Source organism: Enterococcus sp. MSG3299 (assembly GCF_050555765.1).
In the GTDB taxonomy this organism is placed as follows: domain Bacteria; phylum Bacillota; class Bacilli; order Lactobacillales; family Enterococcaceae; genus Enterococcus; species Enterococcus faecalis.
In genome coordinates this window covers 525,141-544,548 of sequence record NZ_CP187869.1, presented here as the reverse complement: position 1 = coordinate 544,548, position 19,408 = coordinate 525,141, and the positions used below count along the sequence as shown (strand labels likewise).

Annotated in this window: 16 protein-coding genes; 2 read left to right on the top strand and 14 right to left on the bottom strand. The window is 36.7% G+C overall.

The features are described 5' to 3' along the window. Positions 1-64 precede the first annotated feature (64 nt). A complete protein-coding gene (uvrB, locus tag IGL23_RS02790) occupies positions 65-2,062 on the bottom strand; it encodes an excinuclease ABC subunit UvrB (RefSeq protein WP_033594582.1) in 1,998 nt (665 codons plus the stop codon). Between the two features lie 278 nt (positions 2,063-2,340). Between uvrB and IGL23_RS02785 the strand changes: the two genes are divergently transcribed. Both IGL23_RS02785 and IGL23_RS02780 read left to right on the top strand, forming a co-directional pair. Continuing rightward, positions 2,341-4,509 (top strand): amino acid ABC transporter substrate-binding protein/permease, encoded by a 2,169-nt coding sequence (locus IGL23_RS02785; protein WP_033594583.1) that lies wholly within the window; start codon positions 2,341-2,343, stop codon positions 4,507-4,509. Position 4,510: 1 nt separating this feature from the next. Continuing rightward, positions 4,511-5,248 carry an amino acid ABC transporter ATP-binding protein gene (locus IGL23_RS02780; protein ID WP_002355616.1) on the top strand — a complete coding sequence of 246 codons (738 nt, stop codon included), beginning with the start codon at positions 4,511-4,513 and terminating at the stop codon, positions 5,246-5,248. A gap of 47 nt (positions 5,249-5,295) precedes the next feature. Here the strand turns inward: IGL23_RS02780 and IGL23_RS02775 are convergent, their stop codons facing one another. The 13 genes from IGL23_RS02775 to IGL23_RS02715 all read right to left on the bottom strand — a co-directional run bounded on the left by IGL23_RS02775 (position 5,296) and on the right by IGL23_RS02715 (position 19,407). Beyond that, positions 5,296-6,015, bottom strand: coding sequence for an MgtC/SapB family protein (locus IGL23_RS02775; protein WP_033594585.1), 720 nt, complete (start codon positions 6,013-6,015; stop codon positions 5,296-5,298). A gap of 35 nt (positions 6,016-6,050) precedes the next feature. Beyond that, positions 6,051-7,955, bottom strand: a complete 1,905-nt coding sequence (locus IGL23_RS02770) for a heavy metal translocating P-type ATPase (protein WP_033594587.1) — start codon at positions 7,953-7,955, stop codon at positions 6,051-6,053. 109 nt (positions 7,956-8,064) lie between these two features. After that, positions 8,065-9,513 (bottom strand): helix-turn-helix domain-containing protein, encoded by a 1,449-nt coding sequence (locus IGL23_RS02765; protein WP_002358731.1) that lies wholly within the window; start codon positions 9,511-9,513, stop codon positions 8,065-8,067. Between the two features lie 3 nt (positions 9,514-9,516). Further along, complete coding sequence (locus tag IGL23_RS02760; protein WP_010775629.1) at positions 9,517-9,966, bottom strand: hypothetical protein; 450 nt, start codon at positions 9,964-9,966, stop codon at positions 9,517-9,519. A gap of 201 nt (positions 9,967-10,167) precedes the next feature. Next, complete coding sequence (locus IGL23_RS02755) at positions 10,168-11,262, bottom strand: DUF916 and DUF3324 domain-containing protein (protein WP_033594589.1); 1,095 nt, start codon at positions 11,260-11,262, stop codon at positions 10,168-10,170. A gap of 75 nt (positions 11,263-11,337) precedes the next feature. Then, positions 11,338-12,078, bottom strand: coding sequence for a WxL domain-containing protein (locus IGL23_RS02750; RefSeq protein ID WP_002375974.1), 741 nt, complete (start codon positions 12,076-12,078; stop codon positions 11,338-11,340). Between the two features lie 22 nt (positions 12,079-12,100). Then, positions 12,101-14,200, bottom strand: a complete 2,100-nt coding sequence (locus tag IGL23_RS02745; protein ID WP_430619672.1) for a lectin-like domain-containing protein — start codon at positions 14,198-14,200, stop codon at positions 12,101-12,103. Between the two features lie 19 nt (positions 14,201-14,219). After that, on the bottom strand, positions 14,220-14,999 hold the full coding sequence (locus IGL23_RS02740) for a WxL domain-containing protein (RefSeq protein WP_002355607.1): 780 nt from the start codon (positions 14,997-14,999) through the stop codon (positions 14,220-14,222). Between the two features lie 16 nt (positions 15,000-15,015). After that, positions 15,016-15,747: a WxL domain-containing protein gene (locus IGL23_RS02735; RefSeq protein WP_002361269.1), complete on the bottom strand. Its 732-nt coding sequence runs from the start codon at positions 15,745-15,747 to the stop codon at positions 15,016-15,018. Next, positions 15,747-16,130, bottom strand: coding sequence for an LPXTG cell wall anchor domain-containing protein (locus IGL23_RS02730; RefSeq protein ID WP_025189309.1), 384 nt, complete (start codon positions 16,128-16,130; stop codon positions 15,747-15,749). Before IGL23_RS02730 ends, IGL23_RS02735 begins: the two co-directional genes overlap by 1 nt. A gap of 177 nt (positions 16,131-16,307) precedes the next feature. Next, on the bottom strand, positions 16,308-17,258 hold the full coding sequence (locus IGL23_RS02725) for a rhodanese-related sulfurtransferase (RefSeq protein WP_033594594.1): 951 nt from the start codon (positions 17,256-17,258) through the stop codon (positions 16,308-16,310). A gap of 172 nt (positions 17,259-17,430) precedes the next feature. Continuing rightward, positions 17,431-18,141, bottom strand: coding sequence for a DUF1003 domain-containing protein (locus IGL23_RS02720; RefSeq protein ID WP_002386953.1), 711 nt, complete (start codon positions 18,139-18,141; stop codon positions 17,431-17,433). Positions 18,142-18,240: 99 nt separating this feature from the next. Further along, positions 18,241-19,407 (bottom strand): serine hydrolase domain-containing protein, encoded by a 1,167-nt coding sequence (locus tag IGL23_RS02715; RefSeq protein ID WP_033594596.1) that lies wholly within the window; start codon positions 19,405-19,407, stop codon positions 18,241-18,243. Position 19,408: the final 1 nt, after the last annotated feature.

Genomic DNA, 19,408 nt, shown 5'->3' with positions numbered 1-19,408 from the left:
TAGAGAAAAGATTAGTAAAAGATACGATGGTTCATCGTATCTTTTACTTAATCCGTTGGTTGACTTATTTGGCAGCTTTCAATTCAAGAATGGTATCTCGTAATGTGGCTGCAGTTTCGAAGTCTAACGCTTTGGCCGCATCTTTCATTTCTCTTTCAAGTTTCATTAATAAATCAGCTTTTTCTTGTCTTGATAAATCTTCATATGATTTATCCAATTGAACCACTGTTTCATCTTTATCAGCTGTTTTGGAAATAGAAATCAAATCACGAATTTCTTTAATAATTGTTTTTGGTTCAATGCCATGTTCTTCATTATATGCTTCTTGGATTGCCCGACGTCGTGCCGTTTCATCCATAGCTCGTTGCATCGAATCGGTGATTTTATCTGCATACATAATGACTTTTCCTTCGGCGTTCCGGGCAGCCCGTCCCATCGTTTGCACTAACGAGCGTTCACTACGTAAGAAGCCTTCTTTATCCGCATCTAGAATCGCAATTAAGGAAACTTCTGGCACATCGATTCCTTCACGTAATAAGTTAATACCAATTAGAATATCAAATTCGCCTAATCGTAAATCGCGAATAATCTCCGTTCTTTCCAGTGTTTTTATATCACTATGCAAATATTTAACTTTTAAGCCTAATTCTTTGAAATAGTCGGTTAAATCTTCGGCCATTTTCTTCGTTAAGGTTGTGACAAACACCCGCTGATCTTTTTCGATCCGTTCATTAATTTCGCCCACCAAGTCATCAATTTGACCCATAATTGGGCGGATTTCTACTTCTGGATCTAGTAAACCTGTTGGCCGAATGATTTGTTGAACAACCGTCTCTGTTTGTTCCATTTCATAAGGGCCTGGTGTTGCCGATACATAAACAATTTGGTTTACATGTTGTTCAAATTCTTCTAAACGAAGCGGTCGGTTATCAAGTGCACTTGGTAAACGGAAACCATAGTCCACTAACATTTGTTTCCGTGCTCGGTCGCCATTATACATTCCTCTAATTTGCGGCATTGTTACATGAGACTCATCGATTACAAGTAAGAAGTCCTCTGGGAAAAAGTCCAACAGCGTATACGGCGGCTCTCCCTCTTGGCGACCGTCCATATGTCGAGAGTAATTCTCAATCCCTGACGTATAGCCCATCTCTCTCATCATCTCAATATCATAGTTAGTTCGCTGTTCCAAACGTTGAGCTTCCAATAATTTGTTTTCACTGCGAAGCACTTTCAAACGTGCCTCTAATTCTTCTTGGATCTGCGATATGGCATGTTCCATATGTTCTTCGTTCGTCACAAAGTGTGTTGCCGGAAAAATAGCGACATGCTCTGTTTCGCCGACAATTTCACCAGTTAACGCATCTACTTCACGAATTCGATCAATTTCGTCTCCGAAAAATTCAACACGTAGCGCATGCTCATCCCGTGAAGCTGGGAATATCTCAACCACATCACCGCGGACACGAAAACGCCCCCGTTGAAAATCAATATCATTTCGTTCGAATTGAATATCGACTAAGCTTTTTAGTAACTCATTACGATCCATTTCCATTCCCACACGTAATGAAACAACTTGTTGACTGTATTCCCGCGGATCCCCTAAACCAAAAATACAAGAAACTGATGCTACCACGATGACATCGTTTCGTTCCAATAAAGAACTTGTCGCTGAATGGCGTAGTTTATCAATTTCATCATTAATACTGGAATCTTTTTCAATATATGTATCACTTGAGGGTACATATGCTTCTGGTTGATAATAATCATAGTAACTGACAAAATACTCGACCGCATTATCTGGGAAAAATTCTTTAAATTCCCCGTATAATTGTCCAGCTAGTGTTTTATTATGTGCAATCACTAATGTTGGTTTGTTCACTTCTTGAATCACATTAGAGATTGTAAATGTTTTACCTGTTCCGGTCGCTCCAAGTAAAATTTGAGCTTTTTCTCCACCTTTGACACCGTCAACTAGTTCAGCAATAGCGGCTGGCTGATCTCCGGCAGGCTCATATTTAGAAGCCAAATGAAAGGTATTGGAAGTTTCTCTTTCGATCATTTATAACTCCCCCTCAAAGTGTCTAATTTCTCTTAAATTATCGGCCCATTCTGGCAGAATGTCCACTTATTAGTTTAACATACCGAACATATTTTCGCCACTTTTGCTGTTTCGGACTTCAACTGATCTTAATCTTTTGTTCTTAATTTATATGTCATATTTTATAACATGCAATGTAAGGAAATTAGAGTTTTTTTCTCTTTTTAGCGTTCAAATACTTGTCAGCTTCCTATTTCTTACTATATAATTGTTCAATATGCAAAACTAGGAGGTATTTTATGAAAAGGAAACACTTTTTACTTTCTTTCTTTGTGATGATGGTAACTCTGCTAACATTCATTAGTGGCACTTCAGCACATGCAGAAGTAAAGAAATATACAATTGGAACGGATTTAACATTCGCCCCTTTTGAATTCCAAGACTCAAAAGGAAAATACATTGGTATTGACGTTGATTTATTAGATGCGATTGCCAAAGATCAAGATTTTGAAGTGGATTTAAAACCATTAGGCTTCGATAGTGCAGTCCAAGCGATTCAATCTAAACAAATTGATGGCATGATTGCTGGAATGAGTATTACGGATGAGCGAAAAAAATCCTTTGATTTTTCAGATCCATACTTCGATAGCGGTTTACAATTAGCGGTTAAAAAAGGAAACGACAAAATTAAATCATATGATGATTTAAAAGGCAAAACGGTTGCGGCTAAAGTTGGAACTGAAAGTGCCAACTTCCTTGAAAAAAATAAAGAGAAATATGACTACACCATCAAAAATTTTGACGATGCAACGGGTCTTTATAAAGCCTTAGAAAACGGCGAAGCGGATGCAATCGTTGATGATTATCCTGTATTGGGTTACGCAGTTAAAAATGGGCAAAAATTACAATTAGTTGGTGATAAAGAAACAGGCAGTTCTTATGGTTTCGCAGTGAAAAAAGGCCAAAACCCTGAATTAATCAAAAAGTTCAACACTGGTTTGAAAAATCTTAAAGACAATGGTACTTATGATAAAATTTTAAACAACTACTTAGCGACAGGTGATGAAACAAACACACAAGACGCTGGCGAACAGATGAAAAAAATCACTCCTAAAAAAGAGAAATATGTGATTGCTAGTGATTCTACGTTTGCTCCGTTTGAGTTTCAAAATGCCCAAGGCGATTATGTCGGAATTGATGTAGATTTAGTCAAACGTGCAGCTGAATTGCAAGGTTTTACTGTTGAATTTAAATTTATTGGTTTTAGTTCTGCTGTCCAAGCTGTTGAATCTGGTCAAGCAGATGGGATGGTTGCAGGCATGACGATTACGGATGATCGTAAAAAAGCCTTCGACTTCTCTGTTCCTTACTTTGATAGCGGTATTCAAATTGCGGTCAAAAAAGGCAATGACAAAATTAAATCGTATGATGATTTAAAAGGCAAAAAAGTCGGCGTAAAAATTGGTACTGAAAGTGCTGATTTCTTAGAAAAAAATAAAAAGAAATATGATTACTCAATTAAGTATTTAGACACAACTGATGCATTATACAGTGCATTAGAAATTGGCGAAGTTGATGCCATGATGGATGATTATCCTGTCATTGGCTATGGGGTTGCGCAAAATCAACCACTAGCGACACCAATTCCTCGTGAAAAAGGTGGTTCTTACGGTTTTGCTGTTAAAAAAGGGCAAAATCCTGAACTACTTGAAATGTTTAACGAAGGCTTAAAAGAAATGAAACGTACAGGTGAATACGATAAAATTATCGGCACTTACGTGAAAGATGGCAACGAAGCCAAAGAAGAAACAGCTGACGAATCTACGTTTGTTGGCTTCATGCAAAACAACTGGAAACAATTGTTACACGGTTTATGGATGACGATTCTATTAACGTTGATTTCCTTCGTACTTGCTTTAATTGTCGGCGTTATTTTCGGATTATTCAGCGTTTCACCAATCAAAGCATTACGTGTACTTTCAACCATTTATGTTGATTTAATTCGCGGAATTCCTTTGATGGTCTTAGCGTTCTTCATCTATTTCGGATTACCTGGTGTGCTTGGCTTTAATATCCCGGTCTTCATTGCTGGGATTATCACATTAACTTTAAATGCCAGTGCCTATATTTCTGAAATTGTGCGCGGCGGAATCAAAGCTGTTCCAGTTGGCCAAATGGAAGCTTCAAGAAGTTTAGGTCTTTCCTATAATCGGACAATGCAAAAAATTATTTTACCACAAGCGATTCGCATTATGATTCCTTCATTCATTAACCAATTTGTTATTTCATTGAAAGATACAACTATCCTTTCAGCAATTGGCTTAATCGAACTACTACAAACAGGAAAAATTATTGTTGCTCGGACATTACAAAGTACAATGGTTTACTTCGTTATTGCGTTAATCTACTTAATTTTAATTACTAGCTTAACTAAATTAGCGAAAAACCTTGAAAAGAAGGTGAACTAATATGACTGAAAAAATCTTAGTTGAACATTTAGTAAAAAAATATGGTGACAACACGGTCTTAAACGACATTAATGTTTCTATTAACGAAGGCGATGTAGTCTGCGTCATCGGTCCTTCTGGTTCTGGTAAAAGTACTTTTTTACGTTGCTTGAATCAATTAGAAGAAGCTTCTAGCGGAGACATTATTATTGATGGTGCGAACTTGACAGATAAAAATACGGACATCAACCAAGTCCGTCAACATATCGGCATGGTTTTCCAACATTTCAATTTGTTTCCACATTTATCTATTTTAGAAAATATTGTTTTAGCACCAACCGATTTAGGTCGCTTGTCAAAAGACGAAGCGGAGAAAAAAGCGTTAGAACTTTTAGAACGTGTTGGGTTGGCAGATAAAAAAGATGCCTATCCAGATTCTTTATCTGGTGGTCAAAAACAACGTGTCGCAATTGCACGTGCGTTAGCGATGAATCCTGATATCATGCTTTTCGATGAGCCAACATCAGCCCTTGATCCAGAAATGGTTGGCGATGTTCTTGGTGTAATGAAAGATTTAGCAAAACAAGGAATGACAATGGTCATCGTTACTCACGAAATGGGCTTTGCAAAAGAAGTGGCTAATCGAGTAATGTTCATTGATGGCGGTAACTTCCTAGAAGATGGTTCGCCAGAGCAAGTCTTTGAAAATCCTCAAAACCCTCGAACAAAAGATTTCTTAGATAAAGTATTAAATATTTAAACAAAAGCACTTGGCGCGCGCTAGCGCCCAAGTGCTTTATTTTATGGTTAAATTGTTTCCGTGACAGAGACAGATTGAACGTGCCCTTTTTCTTTTAAGAGATGGTGCAAGTTGGAATGCCAGAAATCTTCTTTGCCTACATAAGAAATCTTTGCTGTCACTGCCTCTTGTTCGGATTCCAAAGTCAATTCTACTAAGCGCTCCCCTTTTTCTAAAGAAGCTTGAAGTTGTTCATGCAGTCGGCTTTCTTTAATCATGGGTTCCTTCATTTTTACGATAAGCTGCAATCGTTTTAAAGGAGTTTTTCGTTTAAAATGGACCAGAGCTAATACTAGCAAAGTTGCCACGAGATTGATAAATGCAATGGTTAAAAAGCCCATCCCAATGACTAAACCAATAATAGTAACATTCCACATCATTACTGCTGTCGTTAACCCAGAAACTTTCCTTTCTCTAAAAACGATAATCCCCGCACCGAGAAAGCCTACACCACTAATCACTTGGGCGCCATATCGTGTAATATCCATAGAAATAATGGATGCCAAGGCGCTATTTTGTTTCACCACATCGACTAAAATATCCACCGATTGAATCTGTAAAATGGAAATCGTACAAGAGGCCAAACATAAAATGGCATTACTACTGATACCGAAGCCTTTTCTTTTAATACTTCTTTCTAACCCAATCAATGCTCCAAAAACCACGGCTAGAGCCATCCGAATGACAACGTCGGTGAGAGAAAGTTCAATCATTTTTAAAGAATTCATCGCTTTCTCTCCTTTCTTGCAAGTGACTATTTGACTTATTTTGTATTAACTAATAAACGCAAGCCATTAAAAATGACCACTAAGGTACTTCCTTCATGAATAAGTACGCTAAATGCGATATTCGCAATACCTAAAAAGTTCAAGATAATTAACGTTGCTACCACTAACATTGAAAAAATAATATTTTGCTGCACAATTTTATTCAAGCGTTTTGAGACACGGTGAGCATAGCCTAATTTAGAAAGATCATTTTTCATCACTACCACGTCTGCAACATCGATAGCAATGTCTGTACCATCCCCCATCGCCACTCCGATGTCAGCATTCACTAAAGCGGGCGCATCGTTAATGCCATCACCAACCATCCCTGTCATTCCTACTTCGCGTTTTAATTGATCAACAATCGCTGATTTTTCCTCAGGTAAAACATTAGCAAAAACTTGGTCCACGCCTACTAAGCGACCAACTGCTTCACCCGTAAGTTTTGCATCTCCTGTAATCATTGTTGTTTCAATATTTTGTGACTTGAAATAGTGAATGGCGTTCATTGCTTCTTCATTAGGAACATCCATCAATGCCACTAAACCAATCACTTGTTCATTTTCGGCAAAGTACACTACCGTTTTGCCTTCACTCGCTAATTTCGTTGTTTGTTTCTCAATGATTGTTGGCACTTGTTCGAAACTAGATGGTTTACCAATTCTAAAAGTTGTGTCTGCAATGGTCGTTACTAAACCCACCCCGACAATATTTTCTACTTCTAAATTTAAAGCCGTTGTTTCTGCTTCAAAGCGATTAACAATCGCCGTCGCCAATGGATGATTGGATTTTTTCTCCATATTTGTTAAAACAGCTACTAATTCGTCTTGGCGATCTTCTAAGCCATCAACAAAAAGATAATCTGTGACCTCAGGTTTGCCTTTTGTTAGTGTGCCTGTTTTATCAAAAGCGAGTGCTTTCACTTCAGCTAAATTTGATAAGAATGAGCCACCTTTAAACAAAACGCCTTGTTTCGCTAAATTGGAAATTCCTGATAAAGTTGCCGGAACGGCACTCGCTGCTAATGCACAAGGGGAGGCAGCAATTAAGAAGACCAAGCCTCTGTAAAAACTTTCAGCCCAAGTCAATTGGAAAAGTAATGCGCCACCTAAAACAATTAGTGGAAAAACTGCTAAAACTAGTGTGACATATTTCGGTTCAAATCGTTTAATTTTGCTTGCAATTTCTGATTGATTTTCTTGTGATTGGTTCACGAGCTGTACGATTTTTGCAAAAACTGTTTCTGAACTATCTTTCGTTACTTCAACAACAATTGTGCCTGAACCGTTCATGGTACTACCAAAAACTGCGTCCCCGCTATTTTTTTCTTTGGGAATACTTTCCCCATTAATAGATGATTCATCCACAGCGGTACTTCCTTCAATCACGACGCCATCTGTCGGAATTTGCGCACCATTGAGGACTTGCACGCGGTCACCAATCTTCAATTGTTCAACTGACACAGTTTGAATTGAGCCATCGTCTGTTATCAAGCGAGCTTCTGTTGGATTTAAATTTAATAGTTTTGTAATTTCACGTTGGCTTTTGCCTTGAGCGTAATCTTCAAGGAAATGCGCCGCCGCAAAAATCAAAATCAACAATGCTGATTCTTCAAAACTTCCCATTAATGCTGAACCAACTGCAGCTAAGGTCATTAACAAATGAATATTAGGCGAAAACTTTCGATTGTTTTTCGTATCCCGATACGTATCTCCAAAGCCTTCACCAATAATATGATAACCAGCTAAAATAGCAGCTAACGAGAAAAGAATATTTTTCACTAAGAGCATGTTCCCTAAAAATAAACCGATAAAGAAAAGAGCCAATCCTGTAAAAAAGAGAATAACTGGAACGTTTTTACCTTTTTCTTCATGTGTGTGTGCACCTGTTTGTTTTGACATTGTTATGCGCCTCCTCATTAATGTTTTTCTATTCATATGAATGTTTATTCATATTATAAAACACTTGGGTGGTTTTGTAAAGACTTAAACACAAAGACAAGCGATGATTCTATTCGATAGGATCACCGCTTGTCTTTGTCGATTCTTTTTGTTGTTGATATTTTTCTTCTTGAATAGTCAATAATGATTGCGTTAAATTGACCCAATCAATCGAACGAGGTGGATCCAGCCAAACCATAACTTTACTCTGTTCTTCTTGATACAAGTTATTTAAATTGGTAATCACCACATCTGGTAAGGTATCTGATAACGGATCAATAATTTCTACATTTAAATTCACATAGACGGATAAATTTTTTTTGATGAATTGGTTATACTCTTTTCCATAAGAAAAATCAATTAGGACCTTGGCTGGCTCTGCAATTAAATGAACCGGAACATGATTAATTAGCAACAATAGATAGTTAAAAAACAAACAGTGATTGGCTTTCGCAATTTTTTTATGTTTTGCTGTTAACCAACGAATATATTCAATTAAATAAAAATAAAATTCCGGATATGTTTGCTTAAAAAACTGTAAATCCATTTCAAAATCGTCAAACATATTAATCGGAAAGTAAATAACATTGAAATGAATAATTGCTAACCCTTCTTCTAGAGTATTCCTTGTTGACTCCTCTAAACAATTAAATGCTTTTTCAAAACTTCCAATGAAAACACGAGTTAGGCTTTCAATCGTAGGATCTTCGTGAATGACATATTTTTTCTCTAGTTTGCCATGCAAATACAAGAAAAAAACAATCGTATACGTTAATGATTTTGAGGCCAATGCCCATGCCACTTGCGATTTTTTTATTAGTTCCTCTGAAAATGTATTCAGTGCACGCGTATCGATCCCTTCCACCGCACGTCCTTCGTTGTTAATCATAATAGCTAAATAATGGAAAAAATTGCGTCGCTCATAGGTGGTGAAAGTATAGTTTAACTCAACAGACTGTAATACACGTTTCGCTTCATTATAGACTTTTACCGAATATAATTCGGAAATTGGTTGATTGGAAAGCGTGAACAATTTATACAAAAAAAATGAAATTGCTTTTTGATTGCCGACAATTTCCCGCTTACTAAAATAGATCTGATACTCCTTTAAGGCTTTTTTTAGCCGCTGTAAGGTACTATACGCCACAGAGGTGCTGACATGATTACATTCAGCAAACTTTGTCAAACTATAATTTCCTCTAAAGTAAGACAACACTAATTTAAAAGAGAGCGATTCTGTTAAGTATTTCGTGAGCAAAAGTTTACTTGAATAGTTTCCATCAATTTCAAGTGTAACATCTACATCAGAAACGACTAAAGTTAAGCTATCGCTTAACTTTAGATTGTCAATATCTGCTTTTAATTTTTCTAATGTTTTTTTGACTAAAAAATTCGACATTGATAATTCTTCGCGAAGTGCAATAAAAGTACCTGATAGCGTGGGACTTTCTTCTAAATGCCTTAGCAAGGAATAACTTCGTTGATCTTCTTTATTTAAAAAAATTTCATAATTCATCATTTATCAATTCTTTCTCCCATAAATAGCCGTTCCTACTAATTCCCGTATGAAATTCAAGTAAAAAGTGTTTTGCCCCTCCGTTCCAGCACCGCCTGTGCTATTTGGTACAATGGTGATATGGCTAGCATCAAATAATTCATCCGTGAAAAATACTTGATGCTGACTTTTCTTGGAAGAAGGCCTTTCTTCATTTGTTTTTGGATTATTGGTTGTCACTTCTTTTTTACTAACGTCTTCGCTACTTTCTTCCGCTTGCGTTTCGCTAGTAATAGTACTTTCATTTGTTTCTTCCATTTTTTCTGGTGTGCCAGTATTCTCAATCGGATAAATTTCTTCTGTTGGATTGGTCGGATTATAAATTGGATTCCGTTCTTCTGCTGCTTGCACAGTGGTTACTTGAAAAAACGAGAGTAACAATGTACTCCATAATAGTAAATGTTTGTATTTATCCATTTTTCTCACATATATTGCCAAATACTTTAGCTACATAACAAAACAAAAAATATAACTAGTAAAGTGGTATCAGACGATATTTAACAATACTCCTTCTTATTATTTCTTTTTTTGAGTTAGGTTTGTTGAATAAACTGCATGTTTGATAAGCAAAAACAAACAAAAACGTTGCCGATGATCAAATCAAAAATTAACTACTCTTTATATTTCTCTTTCGTTTTTTTCCTGTTTCTTTTTTCGCCAAATCAACCAGGCAATGATTAAAATCACTATCAATAATAGTAGTAAGCCAATCATCAAATATAAATTCGAATGATTTTCTTTTAAGGTGACATCTTTTTCATTTAATTCTTTGGCAACTTCACCATTAATTGTAAAGTCTTTTTCAAATTGCCATTGATTTCTAAAAGATATCGATTCATTGTTTATTGATTTTTTAAATGAGCCTGCAGCATCTTTATTCCCAACAACGGTCATAGACAAATGATAATCTCCTGGCTTAAGCGGTTGCCCTTTTAGCGCAATGGGAACAGAAAAATTGGTATTTGGTGCAATTTGCATGTTTGCTTTTTCTTCTTTATATAAAACTTCTTCATGTCCCTTTTTGGTAATCTCTGCTGAAAATGCAACTTGGTTAATATATGTTTTTTGATCATTTTGTAGATTGACTAAAATCACATTTCTAGCATTAATCTGTCCTGGTGAGGCTTTTTTCAAAAGTAAATTCGGCTCAACCTTTTTTTTATTTTGTTGCATCAATAATGCAACGACATACGAATATTCATTTTTAATGGATAACCCTTGACTCTTATCGTCTTGGCGTTTGCCTTCATCCGACGTTTCTTCTTTAAAAGTGATACCACTAGCTAACACTCCATCAAAGGGTGTATTAGGCATTTTGACGTTAATAGAAACCGTTTGTTCACTTTTCGGTTTTAAACGAACTGAGCTAGGGTATTGAACGTAGTCTTTTATATCAAACGCTAAACTTTGATCTTTTTTCCCCTTATTTTCACCATACTCCACGATTACATTTGAATTGGTAATGGCACTATTGATGGAAATACCTACCTTTACTTCTTTATCTGTATCATTGCGCAAGTTCACTTTCAACTCAGTTTCTTCATTTGGTGCTAGTAATAAATCAAAGTAAGTTTTTTCTTTATCTACTTGTTTTTCTGATGGAATAGGCGTAACCGCAAAATTAAATTCACTGGCATAACCATTGCTAGGTACTAACGCTAAAAGAATTAGTAGTATCGGAAAAAAAAGAAATCGTTGTTTTTTTCTGTTCAAATTATTTACTCCTTTTCTATATGTAGTGAATAGCAGGTAACCATGTTTCCTGCTATTCTTCTTTTTAAAACTCGTTTAATTTCCTGGAGCGTCTGTCAACGTCCATGTTAATTTTGTGGCGTATTTTTCAGCGTATTTGGTTGTAGAACCTGGAACAGTTAACTCAATACTTTTAGCAGCTGTAGTTGCATCTGTTCCCCAATCAAATAAATAAGTTCCTGCACCGTTTCCTTTCGCTGCACTCATTACATCTGATTGACTACCATCTGAATTTAGCGTGATTGTGGCTGGGCCTGTTGGTTTGCCTGAATCTGAAGCAGTCACTACATTTCCGTTTTTAAACGTGATAGCTGCCCCAGTCAATTCTTTACCAGAAGTTGATTTAAATTGTCCTTCTTGTTTCACTTTTAATGACCAGCCAGCTTCGGTTCCACGGTTATCTGTTACTTGGACATAGTTAGGCCCTTCTTTGACTTCATCGGTTGCGCCTACTGTCTTGTATTTTTGGGTAGCAGCAAAATAAGTCTGATCCTTCGACGTGATTTTTTGAACACCGAAGTCTAGACTTGACGCATAATCAATTGACAACGGACCGTTTGTTCCTGGATTAGGACCTTCAGGATCTGTTGGGTCAATAGGATCAACTGGATTAGTTGGATCCGTTGGGTCAACCGGATTAGTTGGATCTTCACTTGGTGTAAATTCTACGATACCATTAGATGTATAACTACCGCCATCTTCTGCAAAGGCTTGAGAAGTCATGCCTAAGCTCCCTAAAATAAATGTGGATAAACATACTGTTGTTACTTTTTTCATTTTCTTTTCTCCATTCTTTTCTTTAATTCCCTGGTACGTCTTCTAACGCCCAAGATAAACGAGCTTTAAATGTTCCAACTCTTTGATAAGCTACAGGAACATTGATTTGAATTCCTTGTTGTTTTGATTCATCAAGTAATGCTGTTAAATCTGTTTCACCTTTCTGATTACTTTCTAAAAGCGTAATTGCCTCATTTGTAATCTGAGAGCTTCCAGCAGTTGAAACGAAAGAAAAAACATCTGGCATTACAATTGAATCATTCGTTAACGGTTGCGTTTGCTTTAGTTGCAAGCGCCAATTATTTGCGTTACGTTCATCCACAACTTTGAGTCCTTCGGTGGGATGCCCAAGTTTAATTAGTGGTTGATTACGTATCTTTTCCGTACCAAAAGTAATCTGTTTTGGTGCCTCTTTAAAATATAGTTCCCCTAAACGATAGTAAAAATAAATATCTTTTGTTTCCTCTGTCATTGTTCCTTCCGCATTGCCTGAGTCTTTTGTAAAAACATAGCCAGAAATATCTAGGGGTTTTTCTTGATAGGGTGCACCAATTTTCCCTGTTACACTTTTAGGTGGAGCAATATCTTTACCTTCCGCGTCTTTATAAAAAACGGTTACTGTTTTTTCTGTTGGTTTAGGAATAGTAATCGTTACATTATTTGACTTTTGCAGTAAGGTTCCTTCTTCATAATAGTCAAAGTTCATAGTTAAAACTTTTTCGGGCGTATTATCTTGAAGGGTTGTTTTTAATTCAATAATCATGTCCTTCTTTAAAACTAGGTAGTCATTTAAAGCAATTGTTAAGTGATTCCCTGTTTGTGTCAGATCTTTGGCTGCTACCTTTTTACCATCAATCGTTAATGAATTTTCTTCATATGCTAATTCATCAGGTAAGTCAATGCTTACTTGCGGTTGACGATCTTCGATAAAGTCATTGTCAATATTCAATGTATTCCGTAGTATCACCTGATCATTTTTCACTGCTTCAACAGCTGAGCTAAATTCCTGACCATTCACGCTAAGGGCTGCTTGTGACGTAACGTTGGTAGGAATTTGTGTCATTGCTAAAGCATTCTCTTGGTATTTGCCTCCTGTGGATGATGTAAAGCCCCAATAAACCGTTGTTGCGCCAAATTGTGCATTTAAATCTGAAACTACATACGTATTCGTGCCCACACCTTCTAAATCATATGTTAATGCTTTGGTTGCGGCATTCCAATGAACAGTCAACATGCGCCAGGTTCCATTAGATAGATAGGTTGGCGCAACAGTGACGCCTGAATGCTCCCCTGTATAGCTGTTGTTATTAGCTTTCGGAGTGACAAAAGCTAAATGTCCATTTCCCTTATCTTGTGAAATTTCTCGGTCCATTCGGTTGGAACTACCAGTATTTTTATAGGTATCAAACTCAATCGATAAGGCATTTCTAACATAAGGTTGACCAGCTTTCGTGGAGTATGCACCGATTCCCATCCCAGGTGAACCAATGACTTCTTGAGGCGTTGTGGACATTCTAGGATCATTCGTTAAGGTAAAGGTCATACCATCACCAGCATTTGCATACTCGTTTCCTAAATACAAATAACTTTTAAAGGTAAAATCCGACAATAAACTGATTGGTTTTTTTGACCAAATAGCTCCTTTTTGTGATTTAACAGCTGGGTTTAGTTGTAATAACTTCCCACCTTCTAAAATACTTGTTGCATTTCCAATTGGCTCTTGAAACACCTTGTCGATTGGAATGATATTAGGATCATCAGGCAATGAAGTAGCGTATGGCGCAGCCAACATGCGCGGCTGTGGTTCAACTATCGTCGATTCCGTTGCACTGTTATCGTCATCCTTTTGTTGTTCGCTAGGTTCTAAAGTAGCCGTTGATTGGTCTGTTTCTGCTGGATGATTATCGGTTGTTGTTGTCGTTTCTAGGGAAGATTCTTGCTCTAATGTTTCCGAGTGAGAAGGAGCGCTAGTTGCCTGATCATTGGCCGATTCCTCCACTATTTCCCGATTGACTTCGTTGATATTTGTCGAAGGATTACTAATCGCTTCGCTAGTAATAGGCGCAAGGATTAGTAAGAATAAACTACTTGCCAAAAAGACTAGGCTTTGTTTGTTTCGCATCTCTCTTCACCTCTACTTTTTAAATTCCTGGTACATCCGTCAACGTCCACAATAATTTTGTTTGATATTTCACGGCATCTTTAGGGGTTGACCCTGGTACTGATAGCGCAACATCTTTTGTAACATTAACATTGTGTACCGTATTGGTTTCATCGCGTTCTGCAACCACTTCTACTTTACCCCAATAAGTAGCCCAAGTTCCTGCACCGGTTCCTTGCTTCGCAGCTGCCACTAGCGATGCGGTACCTGGAACAAGGGCAATCTTATTTGTTGCCTCTGGTTTCACAACATTTTGCGCATTACTATTAACGGTCGGGTTAGCTAAAGAAATTTGCGCACCTGTCAACTGACTATTTAAAGTAGCCTTTGTTGCTTTAAATTGCTCCTTTTGCGTAACGGTTAAAGACCAACCGCTATTGGTTCCTCTATTATCAGAAATTTGCACAAAATTTGGTGTTTCTTTTTGATTTTCTTGATATTGCTGTGCTCTTGCAAAATATACTTGGTCTTTATTCGAAATACGATTTTTCCCAAAGTCAAAACTTGAAGCATAATCAATAGACAGCGGTCCTTGGGTACCAGGATTGGGACCTTCTGGGTCTGTCGGATCAATTGGTTTGACTGGCTTTTCTGGATCGGGATTTTCTGGATCAACCGGCTCTGTCGGATCTACGTTCGGAATAAATTCTACTAAACCATTCGAACGATACTCTTTTGGCTCCTCTGCCTTCGCTTGTAAGGACCAACCAGCAACTGCAAATGTACTGCATAGAACGATTCCTGTGAATTGTTTTTTCATTGCTTTTCTCCTTTATTTAATTATTAGCGGGAGTATCTTCTAATGCCCAAACTAACTTCGTTGAATATTGTTGTGCAAGCTTTACAGATTTTCCGGGAACGAATAGTTGGACAGCTTCTTTATTTGTTGCTTCATTTGAACCAAAGCGATAAACCCAAGTCCCAACACCTGTTTCTTTTTTAGCGTTCATCGCTAGATTATTATTTACACCAGGTGTTAAGGAAATAGTACTACTGACTTCAGTAGGTTTATATTTTTCATCCACCATTGAGGCAGCTTCTGCCTTTGTAAACGTCAATTGAGCGCCGACTAGTTCTTCTCCAGTAGCTGTTTTAAATTGTTCAGGTTGGGAAAGCGTTAGTTTCCATCCTGCTAACGTTCCTCTTTTATCAGTTACTTGTACATAGGTTGGTTTTTTTGAACCATCTTTCATTTCATCTGGCGCAGCATAATACGTTTGATCTGCCGTAGAAATCTTTTGTGTACCAAATTTAAATTTTGACCCATAATCAATTGATAAGGCACCACCCGTTCCTGGCCCTGGAGGATCAATTGGGTCTACTGGATCAGTAGGATCGGGATTTTCTGGATCAACAGGCGGTGTGATTTCATTATCACCTGCTTCAAAAGTAATTGTGCCTTCTGTATTGTATTCTTTCGGAAAAGTTTCTGCTGCTGATGCGTTTATTGCTTGAAACCCTACGCCTAAAAGTATGGTTGCCGATGTAAGTAAAACAGTTTTTTTCATTAAATAAACTCCTTTTCTCGTTTCATTTTATTAATTAAATAAATGACTACCCCCAACAAACTAACTCCTATCAAGGAATACAGCGGATTTTCAGACTCGCCTGTTTTAGGTAAAACTGCTTGTCCAGAAGCAGCTAAATTGTTTCTTCCCTGTTCTTCTGATTGTTGGGTATCCGCTACGTCATTTGACTCTTTTTCATTCTCATAAACGTAGGTGCCATAGAAGCTTGCTTGACCATTTGATTCATAATTATTTTCTTCAGCCATAACGCTTTTTGTTTGCAACCCAATGATCAATAGCCCTAAACATACCAAACTAAACCTTTTTATAATTTTCATCTGAATTCCTCCTTCCCCATTTTCAACATTGACTGGCCCAGCCAATAAACATTATATAAAAGAAATATTTATTAGATTTTTTTATTTTTTTCAGACGCTTTTAAAAAATAAAATGGTTTTAGCTAAGAAAGCTTTAAAATCAACACTTTTAAAGACAAAAAATAAACAAAAAAAACTTCGAAAAATAATTTTCGAAGTTTTTTTGTTTATTTTTTATTATTTTTATACTTCAACCGCTTCTAACAAAGCTAAACGTTCAGCAACTTCTGCTTCTGTTAAATTATGTTTTTTTACATAACGGTTGGCAGGATGCTGGCTACATTCTAATGAGCAGCCACCTAAATGTTTATGTTCATTTTCTTCTGAAGTTAAGATTTGACGATTACATTCTGGGTTTGCACAGTTAATGTAGCGTTCGCAAGGTGTTCCATCGAACCAGTCTTTCCCAATAACTTTTTTATCAACATGATTAATTTCGACACTGATTCGGTCATCAAAGACATACATTTTGCCGTCCCAAAGTTCGCCACGTGTTTCTGGATTTTTCCCATAATTGGCGATACCACCATGCAATTGAGCAACATCTTCAAATCCTTCTTTTAATAACCAGCCAGAAAATTTTTCACAGCGAATCCCGCCAGTACAATAGGTAACAATTTTTTTATCCATAAATTGTTCTTTGTTCTCGCGAATCCATTGTGGTAACTCACGGAAGCTACGGATATCTGGGCGCACGGCACCACGGAAATGACCTAAATCATATTCATAATCGTTACGAGCATCGATTACAACAGTGTCTTCGTCTAATAAGGCTTCTTTAAATTCTGCAGGTTCCAAATATTTCCCTGTCGTTTCTAATGGATCAACGTCTTCTTCTAAATTCAACGCCACTAATTCAGAACGTGGGCGAACAAACATTTTGCGGAAGGCCATTTCTTCTGCTGAATCAATTTTAAAGAATGTATCCTTAAAGCGCTCATCTGCTTGCATTGCTTCCATGTACTTTTCTGTTTCTTCGACAGTACCAGATAACGTTCCGTTAATCCCTTCTGTCGCTACTAAAATACGGCCTTTTAAATTTAATGATTTGCAAAAAGCTAGATGCTCTTTCGCAAAAGCTTCTGGATCTTCAATTGTTGTATATTTGTAATAAAGTAATACTTGGTATTTCATCTTGTTTTCCCCTTTTGTATAAATTCATTCTATCCCATTATACGGTGAATAAAAAAGGGAAAGCGATTATTTTGCTTGTGTATTTACACACAATAAAAAAAGCCTGATAAACGGCGGGAACAGAACCAACTCCTTCGGAGCTAAACGGTTCTGTCCCGACCTCTTCTATATACTACTCCTTTTCAGAAGTCGCGGCGAGTTGTTCTTGCAATTCACCTAAAAGTTCAATTTGAATATTTTGGATTTTCACCAAATTTTCTAGTTGATTATTGATAATATAATCCATTTTCTCATGTAATAAATTAATTTCTACTTCTGCTTTTAAGTTAATTTTATAATCATTATTCGCTTGTTCTCTATCACGGGCTTCTTGTCTGTTTTGACTCATCATAATAATCGGTGCTTGGATAGCTGCTAAACAAGATAAGGCGAGATTTAGCAAAATATAAGGATATTTGTCAAATGGTTGTCCCAATAAAGTGGTAGAGTTAATCACGATCCAAGCAATCAACACGAAGCAAAAGAAGCCAATAAACACCCAGCTACCGCCAAATTTAGCAATGGTATCCGCTGCTCGTTGGCCAAAGGTTAATTTCTTTTCCATCTTTTCATTCATATTATTGGAAATCAGCTTATCTTCTTTGATATGTTGAACCACCAATTCATTCAGTTGTTGGATTTTTTCAGAATCATTTGCGACCAATTGTTTCATGTAATCCAAACGATAATTAAGTAACTCCGCCAATGTAATCATCGATTCAGCTGTCAATTGTGGATTGTTTTGGAGAATAAAAGCTTGCGTTTCCTGTTCTATATCTTGAAGATAAATGTTTTTTTTCGTTGGTTCACCAATAACAACTTGTTTATTTTTTGATTGTTTCATCTTCGTCACTCCCTTTGATCGTTCTTCCCTTTATTTTAATATAAAGTCTCTCAGAAGAAACCTAAAAAGGCTTTGGGAGTGATCGTTGTTACTTCTGCTTTAAAATTTAACAGTTAAATTGGTTACATCATGGAACAACGAACCAATTAATTCTTTGTATTTCGCTGGATTCACACAATTAGTTAGCAATATGATCCCAGTTTTCATATCTTTTGAAAATAAAGCTAGGGCTTGTTGACCCGCTTCAACGCCGTGTAAACGTAAATAATTATCATGAACATAGATGCCGCCATGATAAGAGCTTTGCTGAGAAGACGTCCATAATTTTTGCAAAAGTGCGGTGGAAACTAAATGTCCACTCGTTAATTGATGTAAGTACCAATACAAATCACCTGTCGTCATATCCACATTACCAGTCCCAAATTCATGGGCAAAACTAGCTGCAGGAATTGAGAGCACTTGGTTATATGAATTGTCTTCTGTCCATTTATAACTTGTTGAATTATTGGGCTGTTCCAATAAGGTTTCATAGAAGCCAAAATTCTTTAAACCAGCCGTTTTGTGATAAAAATTATTAAATAATTCTTGATAGGTACGTTGATACATTTTCTCTAACATTCCTGCTAAAAGGACAAAATTTACTGGGGAATAATTGTATTTTCCTTTATTGACTTGAATGGTATTTTGTTTAACAAATTGAATAATTTCTTCATCGGTAACGATATTATTAGGCATTGCTGATAACTTTAAACCGCTTGTCATATTCAACATATCGCTAATCGTAATGTCCTCAGCACCTTGTACTTGTGGATAAAACGTAGCGAGTTTTGTATCTAATGTAAGTTTACCTTCTTCAATCGCTTTTAAGATCAAGGTTGTGGTAAAAGATTTTTGAATTGAACCAATCTGAAACCTTGTGTTTGGCGTGTTGGCTTGTTGCTTTTCAAAATTGGCAAAGCCATATCCTTTATTTACTAAAACCTGATCATCTTTAATGATCAAAGCCGAACCAATATAATTTGTTTCTTGAATTTTTTGATCAAGTTCGCCACTATCTGGTGCAACTATTTCTTTCGTTAAATTCGCATAATTATCACTTCGGCGATCTTCTTCCAAGACCACTTTCGATTCTTGACTAACTTGTGAATCTCTAGTGAAAAAGAACGTTTTTATTAAATAACCACTACCACCAATCACCACCAACAAACACACTATAAAAAGCCAATTCACTCCTCCATGTCTTTTCTTTGCATGTCGTTTACGCATA

Coding starts and splice junctions, on each gene's coding strand:
- uvrB (WP_033594582.1), bottom strand. CDS start 2,062: ATGATCGAAAGAGAAACTTCCAATACCTTTCATTTGGCTTCTAAATAT.
- IGL23_RS02785 (WP_033594583.1), top strand. CDS start 2,341: ATGAAAAGGAAACACTTTTTACTTTCTTTCTTTGTGATGATGGTAACT.
- IGL23_RS02780 (WP_002355616.1), top strand. CDS start 4,511: ATGACTGAAAAAATCTTAGTTGAACATTTAGTAAAAAAATATGGTGAC.
- IGL23_RS02775 (WP_033594585.1), bottom strand. CDS start 6,015: ATGAATTCTTTAAAAATGATTGAACTTTCTCTCACCGACGTTGTCATT.
- IGL23_RS02770 (WP_033594587.1), bottom strand. CDS start 7,955: ATGTCAAAACAAACAGGTGCACACACACATGAAGAAAAAGGTAAAAAC.
- IGL23_RS02765 (WP_002358731.1), bottom strand. CDS start 9,513: ATGATGAATTATGAAATTTTTTTAAATAAAGAAGATCAACGAAGTTAT.
- IGL23_RS02760 (WP_010775629.1), bottom strand. CDS start 9,966: ATGGATAAATACAAACATTTACTATTATGGAGTACATTGTTACTCTCG.
- IGL23_RS02750 (WP_002375974.1), bottom strand. CDS start 12,078: ATGAAAAAAGTAACAACAGTATGTTTATCCACATTTATTTTAGGGAGC.
- IGL23_RS02745 (WP_430619672.1), bottom strand. CDS start 14,200: ATGCGAAACAAACAAAGCCTAGTCTTTTTGGCAAGTAGTTTATTCTTA.
- IGL23_RS02740 (WP_002355607.1), bottom strand. CDS start 14,999: ATGAAAAAACAATTCACAGGAATCGTTCTATGCAGTACATTTGCAGTT.
- IGL23_RS02735 (WP_002361269.1), bottom strand. CDS start 15,747: ATGAAAAAAACTGTTTTACTTACATCGGCAACCATACTTTTAGGCGTA.
- IGL23_RS02725 (WP_033594594.1), bottom strand. CDS start 17,258: ATGAAATACCAAGTATTACTTTATTACAAATATACAACAATTGAAGAT.
- IGL23_RS02720 (WP_002386953.1), bottom strand. CDS start 18,141: ATGAAACAATCAAAAAATAAACAAGTTGTTATTGGTGAACCAACGAAA.
- IGL23_RS02715 (WP_033594596.1), bottom strand. CDS start 19,407: ATGCGTAAACGACATGCAAAGAAAAGACATGGAGGAGTGAATTGGCTT.